This is a genomic window from Nonomuraea sp. NPDC049637 (assembly GCF_040675235.1).
In the GTDB taxonomy this organism is placed as follows: domain Bacteria; phylum Actinomycetota; class Actinomycetes; order Streptosporangiales; family Streptosporangiaceae; genus Nonomuraea.
Genome location: NZ_JBFAOM010000087.1, coordinates 1 through 14,168, shown reverse-complemented (window position 1 = coordinate 14,168; position 14,168 = coordinate 1). Strand labels below are relative to the sequence as shown.

At 68.8% G+C, this 14,168-nt stretch carries 12 protein-coding genes and 1 pseudogene; 6 read left to right on the top strand and 7 right to left on the bottom strand.

Translation table 11 applies throughout. The features are described from left to right. Window positions 1-412 precede the first annotated feature (412 nt). Entirely contained in the window at window positions 413-664 is a 252-nt protein-coding gene (locus AB0J71_RS48685) for a hypothetical protein (RefSeq protein WP_364421155.1), read from the bottom strand. Then, a complete protein-coding gene (locus AB0J71_RS48680) occupies window positions 661-1,413 on the bottom strand; it encodes a hypothetical protein (protein ID WP_364421153.1) in 753 nt (250 codons plus the stop codon). Before AB0J71_RS48680 ends, AB0J71_RS48685 begins: the two co-directional genes overlap by 4 nt. Window positions 1,414-2,367: 954 nt before the next feature. On the opposite strand from AB0J71_RS48680, the gene AB0J71_RS48675 reads away from it, so the two are divergent. The 3 genes and pseudogenes from AB0J71_RS48675 to AB0J71_RS48665 form a co-directional block, all read left to right on the top strand. Beyond that, entirely contained in the window at window positions 2,368-2,937 is a 570-nt protein-coding gene (locus tag AB0J71_RS48675) for an RNA polymerase sigma factor (RefSeq protein ID WP_352326681.1), read from the top strand. Then, complete coding sequence (locus AB0J71_RS48670) at window positions 2,934-3,629, top strand: hypothetical protein (RefSeq protein WP_364421150.1); 696 nt, start codon at window positions 2,934-2,936, stop codon at window positions 3,627-3,629. The genes AB0J71_RS48675 and AB0J71_RS48670 overlap by 4 nt, the downstream gene beginning before the upstream one ends. 1,070 nt (window positions 3,630-4,699) lie before the next feature. Beyond that, window positions 4,700-5,104 (top strand): annotated as a pseudogene (locus tag AB0J71_RS48665) (hypothetical protein); the annotation flags it as partial. A 518-nt stretch (window positions 5,105-5,622) separates the two neighbouring features. On the opposite strand, the gene AB0J71_RS48660 reads toward AB0J71_RS48665, so the two are convergent. Next, window positions 5,623-6,150 carry a hypothetical protein gene (locus tag AB0J71_RS48660; protein WP_364421157.1) on the bottom strand — a complete coding sequence of 176 codons (528 nt, stop codon included), beginning with the start codon at window positions 6,148-6,150 and terminating at the stop codon, window positions 5,623-5,625. Between the two features lie 92 nt (window positions 6,151-6,242). Here AB0J71_RS48660 and AB0J71_RS48655 point away from each other — a divergent pair, with 92 nt between their 5' ends. Further along, window positions 6,243-6,602: a Tn3 family transposase gene (locus AB0J71_RS48655; RefSeq protein WP_364421148.1), complete on the top strand. Its 360-nt coding sequence runs from the start codon at window positions 6,243-6,245 to the stop codon at window positions 6,600-6,602. A gap of 99 nt (window positions 6,603-6,701) precedes the next feature. Continuing rightward, window positions 6,702-6,848, top strand: a complete 147-nt coding sequence (locus tag AB0J71_RS48650; protein WP_352330667.1) for a hypothetical protein — start codon at window positions 6,702-6,704, stop codon at window positions 6,846-6,848. A 141-nt stretch (window positions 6,849-6,989) separates the two neighbouring features. Here AB0J71_RS48650 and AB0J71_RS48645 read toward each other — a convergent pair whose 3' ends face one another. From AB0J71_RS48645 to AB0J71_RS48635, 3 genes are read right to left on the bottom strand one after another with little or no spacing between them, the layout of a single operon-like run. Further along, the gene (locus tag AB0J71_RS48645; RefSeq protein ID WP_352330666.1) at window positions 6,990-8,147 is read right to left on the bottom strand and encodes a serine hydrolase domain-containing protein; all 1,158 of its coding nucleotides are present in this window, start codon (window positions 8,145-8,147) and stop codon (window positions 6,990-6,992) included. A gap of 52 nt (window positions 8,148-8,199) precedes the next feature. Next, window positions 8,200-8,982, bottom strand: coding sequence for a DUF4097 family beta strand repeat-containing protein (locus tag AB0J71_RS48640; RefSeq protein WP_364393498.1), 783 nt, complete (start codon window positions 8,980-8,982; stop codon window positions 8,200-8,202). Between the two features lie 42 nt (window positions 8,983-9,024). Continuing rightward, window positions 9,025-10,218 carry a serine hydrolase domain-containing protein gene (locus AB0J71_RS48635; protein WP_364421146.1) on the bottom strand — a complete coding sequence of 398 codons (1,194 nt, stop codon included), beginning with the start codon at window positions 10,216-10,218 and terminating at the stop codon, window positions 9,025-9,027. A 93-nt stretch (window positions 10,219-10,311) separates the two neighbouring features. Between AB0J71_RS48635 and AB0J71_RS48630 the strand changes: the two genes are divergently transcribed. Beyond that, window positions 10,312-13,458: a BTAD domain-containing putative transcriptional regulator gene (locus tag AB0J71_RS48630; protein ID WP_364421143.1), complete on the top strand. Its 3,147-nt coding sequence runs from the start codon at window positions 10,312-10,314 to the stop codon at window positions 13,456-13,458. Window positions 13,459-14,016: 558 nt separating this feature from the next. Here AB0J71_RS48630 and AB0J71_RS48625 read toward each other — a convergent pair. Then, the gene (locus AB0J71_RS48625) at window positions 14,017-14,166 is read right to left on the bottom strand and encodes a hypothetical protein (protein WP_352330002.1); all 150 of its coding nucleotides are present in this window, start codon (window positions 14,164-14,166) and stop codon (window positions 14,017-14,019) included. Window positions 14,167-14,168 lie beyond the last annotated feature (2 nt).

Genomic DNA, 14,168 nt, shown 5'->3' with positions numbered 1-14,168 from the left:
GACCGGCGTCGACGTCCGGCCGCCCGGGGGGCCAGGGCCGATGCCACGCGGGTGGCCCGTTGTGCCGTATCCGCGTTCACCACCGGGCCCCGGCCTCGGGGGGATCATCGCCGAGCACGATCCTGGCGTGGTGCGGCTTGGTCGGAGATGGAGGTGGTGTAGCCGCCGTCGGCGTCCTGGTGGCGCAGCAGGTAGGCCAGGCCGCGCTTGATGGTGGCGGTGTGCTGGTGGGCAGGTGCCAGGGCGGTGAGGGTGTAGGCGGTGCTGATCGGGTCGCTGGGCTCCGGCGGGGGTTTGTCCCCAGCCGCCGTCGGTGTGGGCGGTGGCCAGCAGGCGGCCTTCGGCGGCGGTGATGGCGGGTTGCAGGCGGCCGTGGTGGGTCAGGGGGTGTCAATGGAGAAGGTGGCGCTCATCACGGCGGTGACCTCGCCCTGGGTGACGCGTTCCTTCCGGTGAAGTTCTGGCTGGCGGTGCAGCCCGACGGGCTACAGTCCATCTCGCCTGCGCCGTCGAGGGTGAAGGTGATGCCATGGTCGGTCGCGTTCTTGAGCTGGTCGGCGTACTCGACGAGGGTGTCGAACATCTTGTCGACGGCAGCTTCGGTGAGGATCGGGGTCAGGTCCATGCCCTCGGCGTCGCCGGGTGCCAGGGGCCCGATGGTCACCTTGCGGGGGCGGTCAGTTCCTCTCCACGCTCGATCTGTTCCCTCGCCCGGGCGAGGTCCTTGCGCAGGTCGTATGCCTCCAGCCGCAGCACCCGATGCGGCTTGTCCTTCGTTACCAGCAAACGCCCGGCAGAGGTGTCGATGCTGGGCGCGGGCGTTCCGTTCACGCTCAGCGGCTGCTGCCCGGAGGTGCTCGACGTCTTCGGCTCGTCCGCTGGCTGCGGTGACTTCTCCAGGTCGGTCAGGGCTGTGTCCAGCACGGCCGCCAGCTTGGAGGGGGCGATGGTGCGGGCCAGCGCCTCGTCCATCAGCTCGGAGCCGTCGTCCATCCCCACGGCCCACTCGCTGGGCGGCGCCTTCTCGCCCGCCGGCACGTCCGTTCTGGGGGCGGGGTCGACCTGCCACCGCATGAACGTCTTGCCGCCGATGCGCAGCACGTCCTGACCGTGGTCAGTGTTGCGCCCCGAGGTGGTGGTGCCGAACTGGCTGCCGCTGGCGGTGACGGTGATGTCATTCTCGGTGATGTCGTAGGCCGAGGTGTCCTTGTAGCGCAGGCCAGGGGCATCGGCCAGCTGGTCAACGGCTTCCCGGAACGGCTGGAGGTTTCGCCGAGCTGCCTGGGCCTTCTCAGAATCGGAGGACGAGGAGGTGAGAGAGATGAGTTCGGCCACCAGCGCCACGATGACGACACCGATCACGCCGAGGAGTACCGCTCGTTGACGGCCGGTCAGAACCTGGATCCGCGCCATCCACCGTGGCCTGTTCCGCGCCCCTGTTACGGGGCCACGCGCGAACGGGTGTTCGCCGCTCGGGTTCGGTTCCGACATGACTGCCTCTGCGTGTCCATGACACGCCCTTGCAAGAGCGGAAGACGGACTACCGCGACTGGCCGGCCCCCAGGGTGCTGGACCTGATTGCCGGTGTGGGCCAGGAGAACTGGGCGCCAGTATTGAGGAGGGACGCCTCCGCGGAGCGAGGTTTTATCGGAATCTGTTCATCGCCGCGGCGAGCGGTGCCAGTGTGGTCGGGCAGTACCGGCCAAGGCCGAAGGCAAGGAAAGCTTCCATCCAGGCCAAGAAGGGCTTCCCAGCACCCTGCCCATGCGGCGTGATCAAATGACTGCAGTTACCAGCGGTATGGATGCCCTCGTCGGCAAGCCCCTTGCTCTTGCTGACAATGTTCTTCCGGTCAGCGAGGTAGGCGTTGCCCCCAACATGTGAGGTTTCCGAACGAGGGCGTCGAAGAAGACCGCAGAGCGGGACACGACGATGCACGTCATCCAGGAGGATCTGCCGGCCACCAGGAGCGGTGGCGAGGCCTTCGAGGAAGGGCATGCAGATGGTGCGTTCGGGCCGGACTGCTACGAGGACGGAGCCGGCGTAGTCACCGACGCCTGCACACCCCGTGCGTCCAGGCCGCCTACGCGTCCCGCGACGCCATCCGCGTACCGGCCATCCGCGTACCGGCCATCCGCGTACCGGCCATCCGCGTACCGGCCATCCGCGCCTGCACCTGCTCGGTGAACCGGGCGAAGACTTCACTATGTCCTCGGGGAGGCGGACGAGTAGGCGGTGTTGCCCGACAGCGCCGTTGCGGGGTATGGCCCGGACACTTCATCGGTTCGGGTCGAAGACAGGCGTGAACCATTTCGGTCTGGCGCGACAAGAGTACGTGTGACCGGCATACGCCAAGAAGGGGTCGACATGCATGACCCCATACGCGACGTCATCAAGGCTGACGATGCGACCCTCATCGAGAGGTCGCTGAACGAGCCGGAGACCTTCGCCGTTTTATTCGACCGGCATGCGCCGTACCTCCATGGCTACGTGGTCCGGCGACTGGGTCCCAGCCAGGCCGAGGACGTCGTGGCCGACACCTTTCTGACCGCCTTCCAGCGCCGGGGCGATTACGACAAGGCCCGCGCCAACGCCCGCCCATGGCTGTACGGCATCGCCTCCAATTTGATCGGCAAGCATCGGCGCACCGAGATGAGCCTCTACCGCGCCTACATCCGCAGTGGGGTGCATCCGGCGGAGGTGTCCGGCGCACCGGTCGAGGACGGGGTCGGCACCCTGGCCGTCAACCGGCCGCTGGCACGGGCGTTGCTGAAACTCAATCGAGCCGATCGCGATGTGCTGCTGCTCGTCGCCTGGGCCGAACTGAGCTACCAGGAGGTCGCGGACGCACTTGCCATCCCTGTGGGAACCGTGCGATCGCGACTCAACCGGGCCCGCACCCGGGTTCGTCAGGCACTAGAACGAGGAGCAGAATGATGGACGAGCTCAAAACCATGTGGGTGACTCCCCCGGGCACTCCGGACGACCTCGCCGGAGCGCGGCGGCGGCTGCTGGACGGAATGGACGGCCCGCCCACGCGCCGGCGCATCTTCGGGGGAGGCCGGGCGATCTTCACCGGCCCACGGCTGCTGGTCGCGGCCGGCGTCGCGGTGGCCGTTGTCGCCGCACCGCTGATGATCGGGGACGGCGAGCCCGCTTACGCGGTGGCGAAGAACCCCGACGGCACGCTGATCGTGACGATCAACGAGCTGCAGGATCCCGAAGGCTTGCAGACCGCGCTGAACGCCCAGGGCATCAAGGCCGACGTCACCTACAACCCACGGGACAAGAAGTGCGCGTCCGGCCGGTTCGTCGGCGCGGACCATATGTATGGCTCGCCCAACCCCAAGAACTTGACCGCGGAGCAACGTAAGGAGTTCTACCGGCCAGAGAACTGGCGGTCCAGGGACGTCATCCGCCCCATCTCCAAGGGCAAGTTCAGGATCTCCCCGAAGTTCATGAGGCCCGGAGAGACCCTGGTGCTGGAGTTCAGGCTCGGCAACGATCCGGGGGTCAGCTGGAGCCTGGGGGCCTGGCTGGCCAAGGCGGGTAGCTCCGTGCGGCCCTGCACACTCGTGGATGAGGGAGGGCACGACAAGGAGCACGCCGAGGAGATGGCGGGAGGCTGACAGTGAGGCTTCTGCGGGGCGACCATGGCCCCGCAGGAGTGCAGGCCCGCGCCGACCAACCGGTGTGCCCGCGGTAGTCAGTTCCTGGTGCCGTTGGCGGCGTACGGCCAGCAGGAGTGTCACCGCGGCGCCGACGCCGGCGCCGGCCGCCGGCGCGGTACGGACGGCCTCGATCCGGGCGGAGATCCGCTCGGGAACGGGCAGCGTGCCCAGATCCTGCAGCAGCCAGGCGCTGACGCCCCAGACCGCCGCGCGACCAGCAGCGCCGCAGGCAGAGCCCACCACCACATCGACCGTGGAGGCCGCAGGTCGGGTGGGCGAGACAGCGGCCGGAGAGCGCGTCGGACAAGACTCACGTACGCGATTCCGCTCCTGGCGGCCTGCTGTTACGAAGCGGGGGCTCAGTTCATCAGCGGGCCCCCGTCACCTGCGATACGTGCGCGACCCCGCGACGGCGAGAAGTGCTGGGACTGCGCCTACCGCCAGGCCTTCGAGTTCAGCCAGGCCACCTGGGGCCCGAGCGTCACATCAACTGGCTGACGCGGCTGCGTGCCGCGCATCGAGGGCGTCGACGCACCCCAGCCGCATGATGTGACGGCCCTTGATCCTTCACCCACTTGAGCTGTCTCGGCGGGCAGGGGAGGTAGGCCGGCACGCCATCGGAATGCGGGCCGGGCGCAACTTGGAGCCTCTCGAGCACCCGGGCCGGGACACCAGGATCTGAGGTCCTCGCTCTCGCGCTCGGCCACGCAGGCCCGCCACCCAAGCCGATTCACGCGGTGACGCCCGACATCGACGGCGTCCCCGACGCATGGGTGGAGATGATCGAACGCTGGCATGCCACCTCCACGCTGTCTCCCAAGGTCAGGGGCACCTATCGGACGATCATTGCCAAGGCGGCACGATGGCTCGCGGCAGAGCATCCCTCTGGGCCGGGCTCAACCTCGAACCCGAGGACTGTCCGACCACACCTACGGGCTGGGCTACCCGATGGAGCTGATCCGAGCGGTCACGCTCACCTGGCTGTTCGGCGGCCTGCGCAGTGACGAGATCTCCCGGCTGCGCGTCGGATGCATCCGATGGCAGCACGACGGCGTCCCGATCTCCGCCGACGACGTGACGTGCTGGCCACCGAGGCGGTCTGCCTCCTGGACGTCCCCACGCACAAGACCGGCACCGCGTTCACCAAACCCGTCGACCCGCTGCTCGGCCAGGCGATCGAGGCGTGGCAGACCGTCCGGCCCCAGCAGCCGGCCATGCTGGACCGCAAGACCTCTGAGCAGGTCCACTTCCTGTTCGCCCACCGCGCCAAGCGCATGGCCAAGACCTACATCGACAGCGCGGTCATCCCCTCCCTCTGCCGGAAGGCCGGAGTGCCGAGCACCGACGTCCGCGGCAACATCACCAGCCACCGGGCCCGCTCCACCATCGCCACGCAGCTCTACAACGCCAAGGAGCCGATGCCCCTGTTCGAGCTTCAGGCCTGGCTCGGGCACAAGTCGGCCGACACCACCCAGCACTACGCCAAGATCACCCCGAACACATTGTCCAGGGCCTACCGCGACGCGGGCTACTTCGAACGCAACGTCCGAACCATCGAGGTCCTGGTCGACCGGGAAGCCGTCGAGAACGGGGCCGCGGCCGCCGGCGAGCCGTGGCAGTACTCCGACCTGGGACACGGGTTCTGCAACCACACCTTCTTCGAGCAGTGCCAGCACCGGATGGCCTGCGCCAAATGCGACTTCTACACCCCGAAGGACTCCTCCAAGGCGCTGCTGCTGGAGGCCAAGGACAACCTGCAACACATGCTTGCCGCCATCCCCCTCACCGACGACGAACGCGCCGCGGTCGACGACGGCCAGGCTGCCCTGGACCGGCTGCTCGGCCAACTCGCCGACACCCCCACCCCCGCCGGGCCCACACCCGGCACATCAGTGCCCCGGCCCAGGCGACCCTGCTGCCGGTCATCGAGATCAACCGGAGGCCGACCTGGTCAGGCCGCGCCGCAGCCGAGTGGGTGCCGCACCCACTGCGGGTGGGCGTCGCCGACCTCGATGCTGTTCTCATCAAGAGCGTTGGCGATATGGAAGCGGCCAGTGTTGTCGAACACGAACTCCACAGCGAGGGTCCCAGCCGCCATATCGCGACGTGATGGCCGCCACTCAAGCAGCGCCACCTCGCGCAGCTCCTGGCCGATGAACGGCTCAAGCTGTTCATCGGCTCCGGACCACGCCGGAGTCAGCTCGAACCACTCCCAGCCGGCGATCGCAGCCGTCGTGTCGATGGTGTTCCAGCCGATCGACAGCTCATCGAACTTCGAGTGGCTGATCTCTACCTGGACGCCGTCGAAGTCCAGGACGACGGGGCAGTCGGCATACCAGTCCCCGTCCTCGACGAAACGCACGAGCGCGAACCCGGTCAGGCACCGGCCGACCAGCGCGGCCAGGCCCGGTCCGTGTTCCTCGCTGATGGCTTTGAGTCCGACGAGGAAGGTCGGCTCGAAGCCGGAGATGCCCATCACGACAGGCGATTGTCCAGGTTCATCGCGAAACCGGCCAGCCGATATCCACTGCCGAGCCGCAGGGCCACGCTTGACAAATCAGATTCCACACAATGCTGCGGTATCTGGCCGACCCGGCGCTGCGGGCGCGGGTCACCGCGGCGACCAACAAGGTCGAGTCCTACAACGGATTTTCCAAGTGGCTCGGCTTCGGCGGGGTGCTGGCCGACAACGACCCCGAAGAGCAGGAGAAACTGATTAAGTTCAACACGCTGCTGGCCAACCTGGTCGTCTTCCACAACGCCCTGGACATCTCCGACGTCGTGCGGCAGCTGGTTGCCGAGGGCTGGAGCATCACCGCCGACCAGCTCGGCCAGATCGCGCCCTACCTGCGGGCCCACATCAGCCGCTTCGGCGCGTACGCCACTGACGAGCTGCGCCATCGGCCGGATCCGTTCGACCCCCTGCTGTAGGAGGTCGACTTCACCGACGTTGAGCTGGCCGCGTGATCTCCGAGGCGCCGGCGGGGCGTCTGCGCGGAGCCGGTTCAGCAGTCCCGGTAGCGTGCGGTCATGACCGAGATGCTGACGCTGACGCCCGATGATGCCTTGGCGATGCTGCTGGAGGGCGACCAGCGGTTCGTCGCCGGCGCGCCGGAGCATCCCGACCAGGACGCCGCCCGCCGCGCCGAGACCGCGCCGGAATTTCCTGGCCATTGACCACCGGGACTCACAGCCCGGCTGCTGCCGGCGCGCTCCAGGTTCGGCATGGCCGGGAAGGTGTCCGCCGAGTCGCATGCGGTGCGCGAGCTCATCGGGCCTCGTGCTTGTGAGGCCGGATGAGCCGGTGATATCGAGTGATTACCGGGAATTCGGCGGGCACATCTCCGCTTCCATTTCCTTGGTGAGGATGCTGATCGGGTTGTCCCAGTCGCCGTTGATGTTGGTGACGACCATGTGCTTGCCGTCCCGGGTGCCCATCGCGTACGTCCAGGAGCCGTGGATCCTGCCGCCGTTGCCCCAGACCGTCGCGCCGCAGGACAGCTTCTGGGAGAAGACGCCGAGCCCGTAGGCGGTGTTGTCGATCCAGTGCACGCCCTTGGTGGAGACGGTGGTGAACATCTCCTTTTGCTGTGCGGGCGGCAGCACACGGCCGCTCAGCACTGCCCGATAGAAGGTGTGCAGGTCGCTCATGGTCGAGACGATGCTGCCGGCTGCCCCGGCCCAGGAGGGGTTCATGTCGGTGAGGTCGTAGGGGGTTGTGGTGTCCTCGCCGACCAGGAACTTGACGTAGTGCCGTGCGTGCGGCTTGCGCAGCTTCGTGACTTCGCCCGGCAGGTACGTCTTCCTCAGGCCGAGCGGGCGGATGATGCGCCGGTTGATCTCGTCGGCGTAGGACCTGCCGGTGACCTTCTCGATGATCATCCCGGCGAGGATGAAGTTGGTGTTGGAGTAGCCCCACCCCTTGCCAGGCTCGAAGGAGGGTGGGTTGCCCATGGCTGTCTTCACCAGGTCCTCGGGACGGTAGCTGTTGAAACGGACCTTGAGGAAGGCGGTGCTCCACTGTCTGGTCGCCAGGTCCGCGTCCGAGGTGTAGGGGAAGATGCCGCTGGTCTGGTTGAGCAGCTGCCGGATGGTGATCTTGCTGCCGTCGTGGCCGTTGCCCTTCACCACGCCGGGCAGCCACTTGTCCACGGTGTCATCCAGGCTCAGCCGGCCCTCGGCCGCCAGCTTCAACACCACGACAGCGACGAATGTCTTGGTGGTGCTGCCGGCCCGGAAGTAGTCCTGCCGGCTGCGCTTGCGGCCGGTCTCGGTGTCGGCCACGCCTGCCGTACCGAACCATGACCTGCGGCCGTCGCGGACGTCGGCCATGGCGCCCGGCATGCCGTCAGCCACGGCTTGGTCAAGCACCCGCTGGAGTCCGGCGTGGTCGTCGGCCGCCGCCGGCGACGCGCTCACGGTCACGGCAGCTGCGGCGGCGAGCAGGCAGGCGGCGGTGCGGAGGGTCTTGATCATGGGTCGATCGCCTTTCATGCAAGTGAAGTGTTCGCATGGGGAAATCCGTGAGTTAGCTGGTGACACGGTGGAGCAGGATGTCGCCCTGGGCGACGTGGGCGTGGAGCTCGACGGTGTTGCCGGCCGACATCCCGGGGTCGTCGCCCAGGTTGTCGCGGACCCTGCCGAGCGTGGTTTTGGCGTCCAGCAGTACGGCGCTGCCGTCCGGGATCCCGACGTCGATCGTCCCGGCGCCGACGTCCAGATCGGCGCGCCCGCGCGCCATCGCGCCGACCTTGACGGCGCCTTGCTCGACGGTCACGCGCAGGCCGTCGGCGGCCCGGTCCACCGTGACGTCCCCGGCGCCGTTGCCGATCACGGTGGCGCCGATGCTCTCGCCGACCTTGATCTGGCCGCGGGCGGTGGTGAGGGCAGCCGTGCCCCCGGACGTGGCCACGGTGATGTCGCCGTCGTCGGTGCTCAGGCGCGACTCGCCGGTGCGGGCGAGGTGGATGTGGCCACGGGAGACGTGGGCCCGTACCTCGCCCAGGCGGCCCTGGCCGTTCAGGTGCCCGTCGCGGAGGCTGATGTCGAGCGCCGAGCCGCTGGGCAGCTCGACCGTCACCGCGACGCAGCCGGGCAGGGATCGGATGCTCGAGCGGTCCTTGACCGTCAGGCGGCCGCCCGCGTAGGTGACGCGGGCGCGTTCGGCGGCCGCGACGTCGGTGGCGTCGGCCGGATCGGCCGGCCGTACCTCGACGGTGGTGTCGGTGCGCTGGGTCGCGCTGATGCGGATGTCGGCCGCGGTGAACGACACGACGGCGACGATCGGCTCCGGTGTGTCAAAGGTATCCATTGATGGTCCACTTTCAGCGGGGGTCGGTGGCGGGCGGCGTGCTTACGCACCGATGGAAACGCCGAACTCCGCTTCGATGACTTTGAACATGGGGTCCCAGGACTTCCACTCGGTGTTGGTGTGCACGGCGACGGTGTGCCGGCCATCGGGAGTGCCGACCGCGAAGAAATAGGAGCCCCAGAAGCTGCCGCCGACGCCGCGCAACGTCCGGCCGCCGGTCGCCTGCTCGTCGAATTCGAACAGGCCCAGGCCGTAGCGGGTGTGCGGCATCCAGTAGCTGCCCTCGGTGGAGACGGTGGTCCACATCTGCCGATGCTGGGAGGGCGGAAGCAGGCTGCCGGTGGTCATCGCGTTGAAGAAGCGGATCATATCCGTCGTAGTGGTGACGATGTTGCCGGCCGCGTAGCCCGGGGAGGAGTTGAACTCGGTGACGTCCAGAGGCGGCAGGCCGGGCTCCTCCATCAGCGATTGCCAGTTCTCTGGGGTGACCGCTGCCGGGTCGGCGCCGTCCTTGAGGAACTGGTGGGAGTAGCCGCGCGGATGCGGACTGGGGTAACCGGTCTCGGTGGGGGGGCGCACGCGGGTGTGGGTCAGGCCGAGCGGCTGGACGACCCGGCGGTCGACCTCGTCGGCGTAGCTGTTGCCGGCGACCTTCTCGATGATCGCGCCGGCGATGTAGAAGCCGCCGTTGGCGTACTCGAAGCGTTCGCCGGGCGCACCGACCGGCGGCTGGGACACCGCCACCCGCAGCAGCTCCTCGGTGCTGAAGGTGTCGAAGCGATGCCGGTCGAATCCGGAGCGGGTGGCGTAGCGGTGGCTGACCTCCGGGGCCAGGCCGGTGGCGAACAGGCCGCTGGTGTTGCTGAGCAGGTGCCTGATGGTGATCTTGTCGCCGTCGTAGCCGTTGACGTCCAGCACGCCGGGCAGGTGGGCGTTGACCGGGTCGTCGAGGCTGAGGCCGGCCTCGGCCTCCAGGGCCAGAAGCGTCGCGGCCGTGAAGGCCTTGCCGCTGCTGCCGGCGTGAAAGTACTCGCCCGGCACGCGCGGGGAGCCGGTTGTGATGTCGGCCACGCCAGCGGTGCCGAACCAGGTGCGGTCGCCGTCTTTGACCTCGGCGACGATGCCGGGAATGCCGACCTCGGCCACCGACCAGTCGAGCACCTGCTGCACGTTCTCGTGTGCTGCCATTGCACTGCCTTTCGGACGTTTCTTCCGTACGTCCTCCAGGGTGTCCACCGGCGCTTACATGCGTCTTAGAACGCTCTTTTAGCCGGTATGGCGCCACTTTCAAACGGCACGTGCGCGTCGTTGTGCTCATAGCCTTTGTGCATGCGGATGGAGTTGCTGGGACCGGTCCGGGCCTGTGCCGACGACGGCACGCCGATCGAGGTCGGCGGCGTCATGGTCCGAGCGCTGCTGGCCCGACTGGCTCTGGCCGAGGGCGAGATGGTGCCGGTCGACGCGCTCGTTGACGGCCTGTGGGGGGAGCATCCGCGCGGGGGCACCGTCAACGCACTGCATGGACTGGTGCATCGGCTGCGCAAAGCTCTGGGCGAGGCCGAGGTCGTGGAGAGGGCGGCCGGCGGGTACCGCCTGCACGTACGCGCCGAGGACGTCGACGCCTGTCGGTTCGAGGAGAAGGCGAAGCGGGGCGGTCGCGAACTGGCCGCGGGTGACGTGCGGCGAGCGGCCTGGCTGCTGGACGAGGCGCTGGCGCTGTGGAGGGGAGGCGCGCTGGCCGACGTGCGTGACACCCCCTTCGCCGCCACGGCCGGCGCGCGGCTGGACGAGCTACGGGTCGCGGCCATGGAAGACCGTTTCGAGGCGGAGCTGCGACTGGGCCACCACGACGAGATCTTGGCCGATATGGCGGCGATGGCCGCCGGTCACCCGCTGCGCGAACGCCTGGCCGGATTGCGCATGCGAGCGTTGCAGGCGGCAGGCCGCCAGTTCGACGCGCTGGCCGTGTTCGACCAGGTCCGCGGCACCCTCGCCGAGGAACTGGGCGTCGACCCCTCCGAGGACCTCCGCGAGACCTACCTCGCCGTACTGCGGGGTGAGCGGGAGTACCCCCAGGCGCGACAGGCTCGGCCGCACGCAGTGCCAGGACGTCTGCCCGCCCCGCTGACCAGCTTCGTCGGCAGGCAGGAGGAGCTGAGGTTGCTGGCCGGGTTGCTGGAGTCCTCCCGGCTGGTCACCGTCGTGGGCCCCGGGGGAGTGGGCAAGACCCGGCTGGCCGTGGAGGCCGTGAGCCGGCATCGGGTCCATCAGCGAGGCCGGGCCTGGCTGGTCTCCCTGGCCGCGGTGAACACGGTCGACGGGCTGGTGGAGGCGGTGCTGAGCACGATCAGCCTCGCCGGAGCCCAGCCGGCCGGCACGCTACTGGAGCGGGTGGTCAACCTGCTCGCCGGTGGTGAAGGCGTGCTGGTTCTGGACAACTGCGAACAGATCTCCGGAGCCGTCGCGGAGTTCGCCGGGCAGTTGCTGGAGCGCCAGCCGGACCTGACCATTCTCGCCACGAGCCGGGAACCGCTGGACGTCATGGGTGAGGCGCTGTGCCGCCTGGGACCCCTCGGCCTCCCCCCGGCGCACGCGGATCGCGATCGTGGCTCCGCATCGGCCGCGGTGCGGCTGTTCCTCGACCGGGCGGGAGCCGTACGACCCGGCTTCGCGCTGGACGCGTCGACCGCGCGGCCGGTCGTGGACATCGTGCGCCGGCTGGACGGGCTGCCGCTCGCCCTGGAACTGGCCGCGGCACGCCTGCGGACCATGAGCGCCGAGCAGATCGCCCGGCGGCTGGATGACCGCTTCCGGCTGCTCAGCACCGGTAACCGGACCGCCCAGCCCCGTCAGCAGACGCTCCATGCGGTCATTGAGTGGAGCTGGGATCTCCTCACCTCACAAGAGCGCACACTGGCCGCCCGGATATCGATATTTCCGGCGCGGACGGGTATCGCGGTGATCGAAGCGGTCTGCGCGGATGAGACGCTTCCCGCGGACGAGGTCGTCTACCTCCTGGACTCCCTGGTCGACAAATCCATCGTGGAGCGGGCCGGCGACGGCTACCGGATGCTGGAAACCATCCGGGCATACGCGGCGGGGAAGCTTCGACTCGCAGGAGAGACCGACGCCGTCCTGCGTGGGCTCACCCGGTACTTCGCGGACCTGGCCGACGCGCACGAGCCGCTGCTGCGCTCGGACAAGCAGGCGGAGTCGCTGCGGCTGTTCCAGGCCGAGTACGACAACCTGATGTACGCCCTGCAAACGGCCATCGACGGAGACGACGCCGAGACCGCGGCCCGGATGCTCGGACCGCTGTACTGGTACTGGGTCATGCTCCGCTACGACGCCCGGGCCGAGACCTACATCGCCAAGGTCACCGAGTTCGGCGACGCGCTGCCCGCGGACGCCCGCGCCGCGTTCACCGCGATCCACCTGGTGGGCGTCGAGGGCGGGCCGATCACTGACCACGAGCGGCTCTGCGTGCTCATCGGCGACTGCGCGCGCACGGGCGCGCTGCGCCGCTATCCGATGCTGCTGACGATAGTGCTGGTGATGGCGGCGATACTCGGGCTGGACGAGCTGGTCGATCAAGAGATCGCCCGGGTGCGCAGCGGCCCGGACCGCTGGGCGATCGCCTGCACCTTCATGATCGAAGCCATGCGCCATCGCGAACAGGGCGACCGGGAGAGCACCGCGACCGCGATGACCACGGCACTGCGCCTGTTCGAAGAGACAGGCGATCGGTGGTGGACGGCGAAGGCGCTGTACGGCCTGGCCCAGATCCACGCCATCGCCGGAGACCACGACCAGGCGATCACCGCCTACGAGCATAGCCTCGCGATTGCCACCGACCTCGGCTCGCAGGATGAGGTCTCCACCCGGCTCGGGCTCGCCACGGAACGCATGCGCGCCGGCGACCTGGCCGGCGCGAGGCGCGACATCGACACCGCCGAACGAGCGGCCTGGCGGCGTGGCCAGCCGGCGTTGGAGATCGAGGTGCTCGGCATCCAGGCAGAACTGCACCGCCGCTCCGGAGAGGTAGAAAGCGCCGATCAAGCGCTCGACCGGATGGAGGCGCTCCTGCGCAAGCTGCCCCAGTCGGCGGAGGCCATCGACCCTCGGCTGCTCCTCGCTCGGGTAGCCAACCTCCTCACCGCTGGCGACGCCGTACGCGCCCGCGAACTGATGCCTCGCGCTGTCGAGGCGGCGCAGGCGATCCTGGATGCCCCCTTGGCTGCTCAACTCCTGGCCAGGCTACTGTTGCTGGAGGGCGATCCGGCAGGCGCGGCCACCGCGCTCGGCCTGAGTCAGGCCATCCGCGGCGCCTTCGACCACGGCGACACCGAACTGCGCTGCCTCTCGGAGATGCTCGCGGAGTCGCTCGGCCGTACCAACTACGACAGCGCCTATGAAGGGGGCGCCGACCTGACCCCACACGAGGCCACCGACCGTCTGACGAAGCTACGTGTATAGGTCCAGGGTGGCAGGGGCGTTTGAGCCGATTGTCGTACATGAGGCAGGCCAGTTACGAGGTGAACGGCCCGGATCGGCTGGCCGATGACGGCAACGAGCACTGCGGTGCTGCCCCGGTAGCGAGCCGAAACACCATCGCGGCTCCTTGGGACAGGACACATTCACAGCGCAGCCGCCGGCGCCGCCCTCGGCTCGGAGCTCACGAGCACTCCTCGTTGATCGGCTGTGTCTCCGGCTCGCGCGGCGTCGCCCGGATCGCCGGGATTCCCCGCGCGCGTGGGGCGCGTCCGTCTGTGGAAGGTGTCGCGGGTGGCCGGCTTGCGGCCGGCTTGGGAACGCTCCCGCGAGCGTAGGTTTCGCCCCCTGCCCGGTCAAGATCTCCCCTGCCGCCCGCCGCGCCTCTCCATGTCCAAGCAGCGGGGACGGCAGGCGATCCGCGCACCTGACGGAAACCGCGACGGTCGCCACGTCTCAGCGTTTGACAGTCTGGAAACCTCGCCGTCCGATCTGGACCAGGCTCATCCGGCGTTCAGCAGGGGCCCGCCGTGGCGGGGCGGGTCAAGCCGCCCCCGTCCAGTCCAGCAGGGCCTGTTGCTCGGCCTCCATCGGCCCCGCCCAGGCGAGGTGTCCGTCCGGCCGGACGAGGAGCGCCTCGGCCTGCTCCAGGTCGGGCGAGGGCTGCCAGGCCGTGGCGGTGACGATCTGCATGC

Excerpts from the sequence above, each read along its gene's own strand:
- AB0J71_RS48680 (WP_364421153.1), bottom strand. The coding sequence starts at position 1,413 with ATGGCGCGGATCCAGGTTCTGACCGGCCGTCAACGAGCGGTACTCCTC.
- AB0J71_RS48675 (WP_352326681.1), top strand. The coding sequence starts at position 2,368 with ATGCATGACCCCATACGCGACGTCATCAAGGCTGACGATGCGACCCTC.
- AB0J71_RS48670 (WP_364421150.1), top strand. The coding sequence starts at position 2,934 with ATGATGGACGAGCTCAAAACCATGTGGGTGACTCCCCCGGGCACTCCG.
- AB0J71_RS48655 (WP_364421148.1), top strand. The coding sequence starts at position 6,243 with ATGCTGCGGTATCTGGCCGACCCGGCGCTGCGGGCGCGGGTCACCGCG.
- AB0J71_RS48650 (WP_352330667.1), top strand. The coding sequence starts at position 6,702 with ATGACCGAGATGCTGACGCTGACGCCCGATGATGCCTTGGCGATGCTG.
- AB0J71_RS48645 (WP_352330666.1), bottom strand. The coding sequence starts at position 8,147 with ATGATCAAGACCCTCCGCACCGCCGCCTGCCTGCTCGCCGCCGCAGCT.
- AB0J71_RS48640 (WP_364393498.1), bottom strand. The coding sequence starts at position 8,982 with ATGGATACCTTTGACACACCGGAGCCGATCGTCGCCGTCGTGTCGTTC.
- AB0J71_RS48630 (WP_364421143.1), top strand. The coding sequence starts at position 10,312 with ATGCGGATGGAGTTGCTGGGACCGGTCCGGGCCTGTGCCGACGACGGC.
- AB0J71_RS48625 (WP_352330002.1), bottom strand. The coding sequence starts at position 14,166 with ATGCAGATCGTCACCGCCACGGCCTGGCAGCCCTCGCCCGACCTGGAG.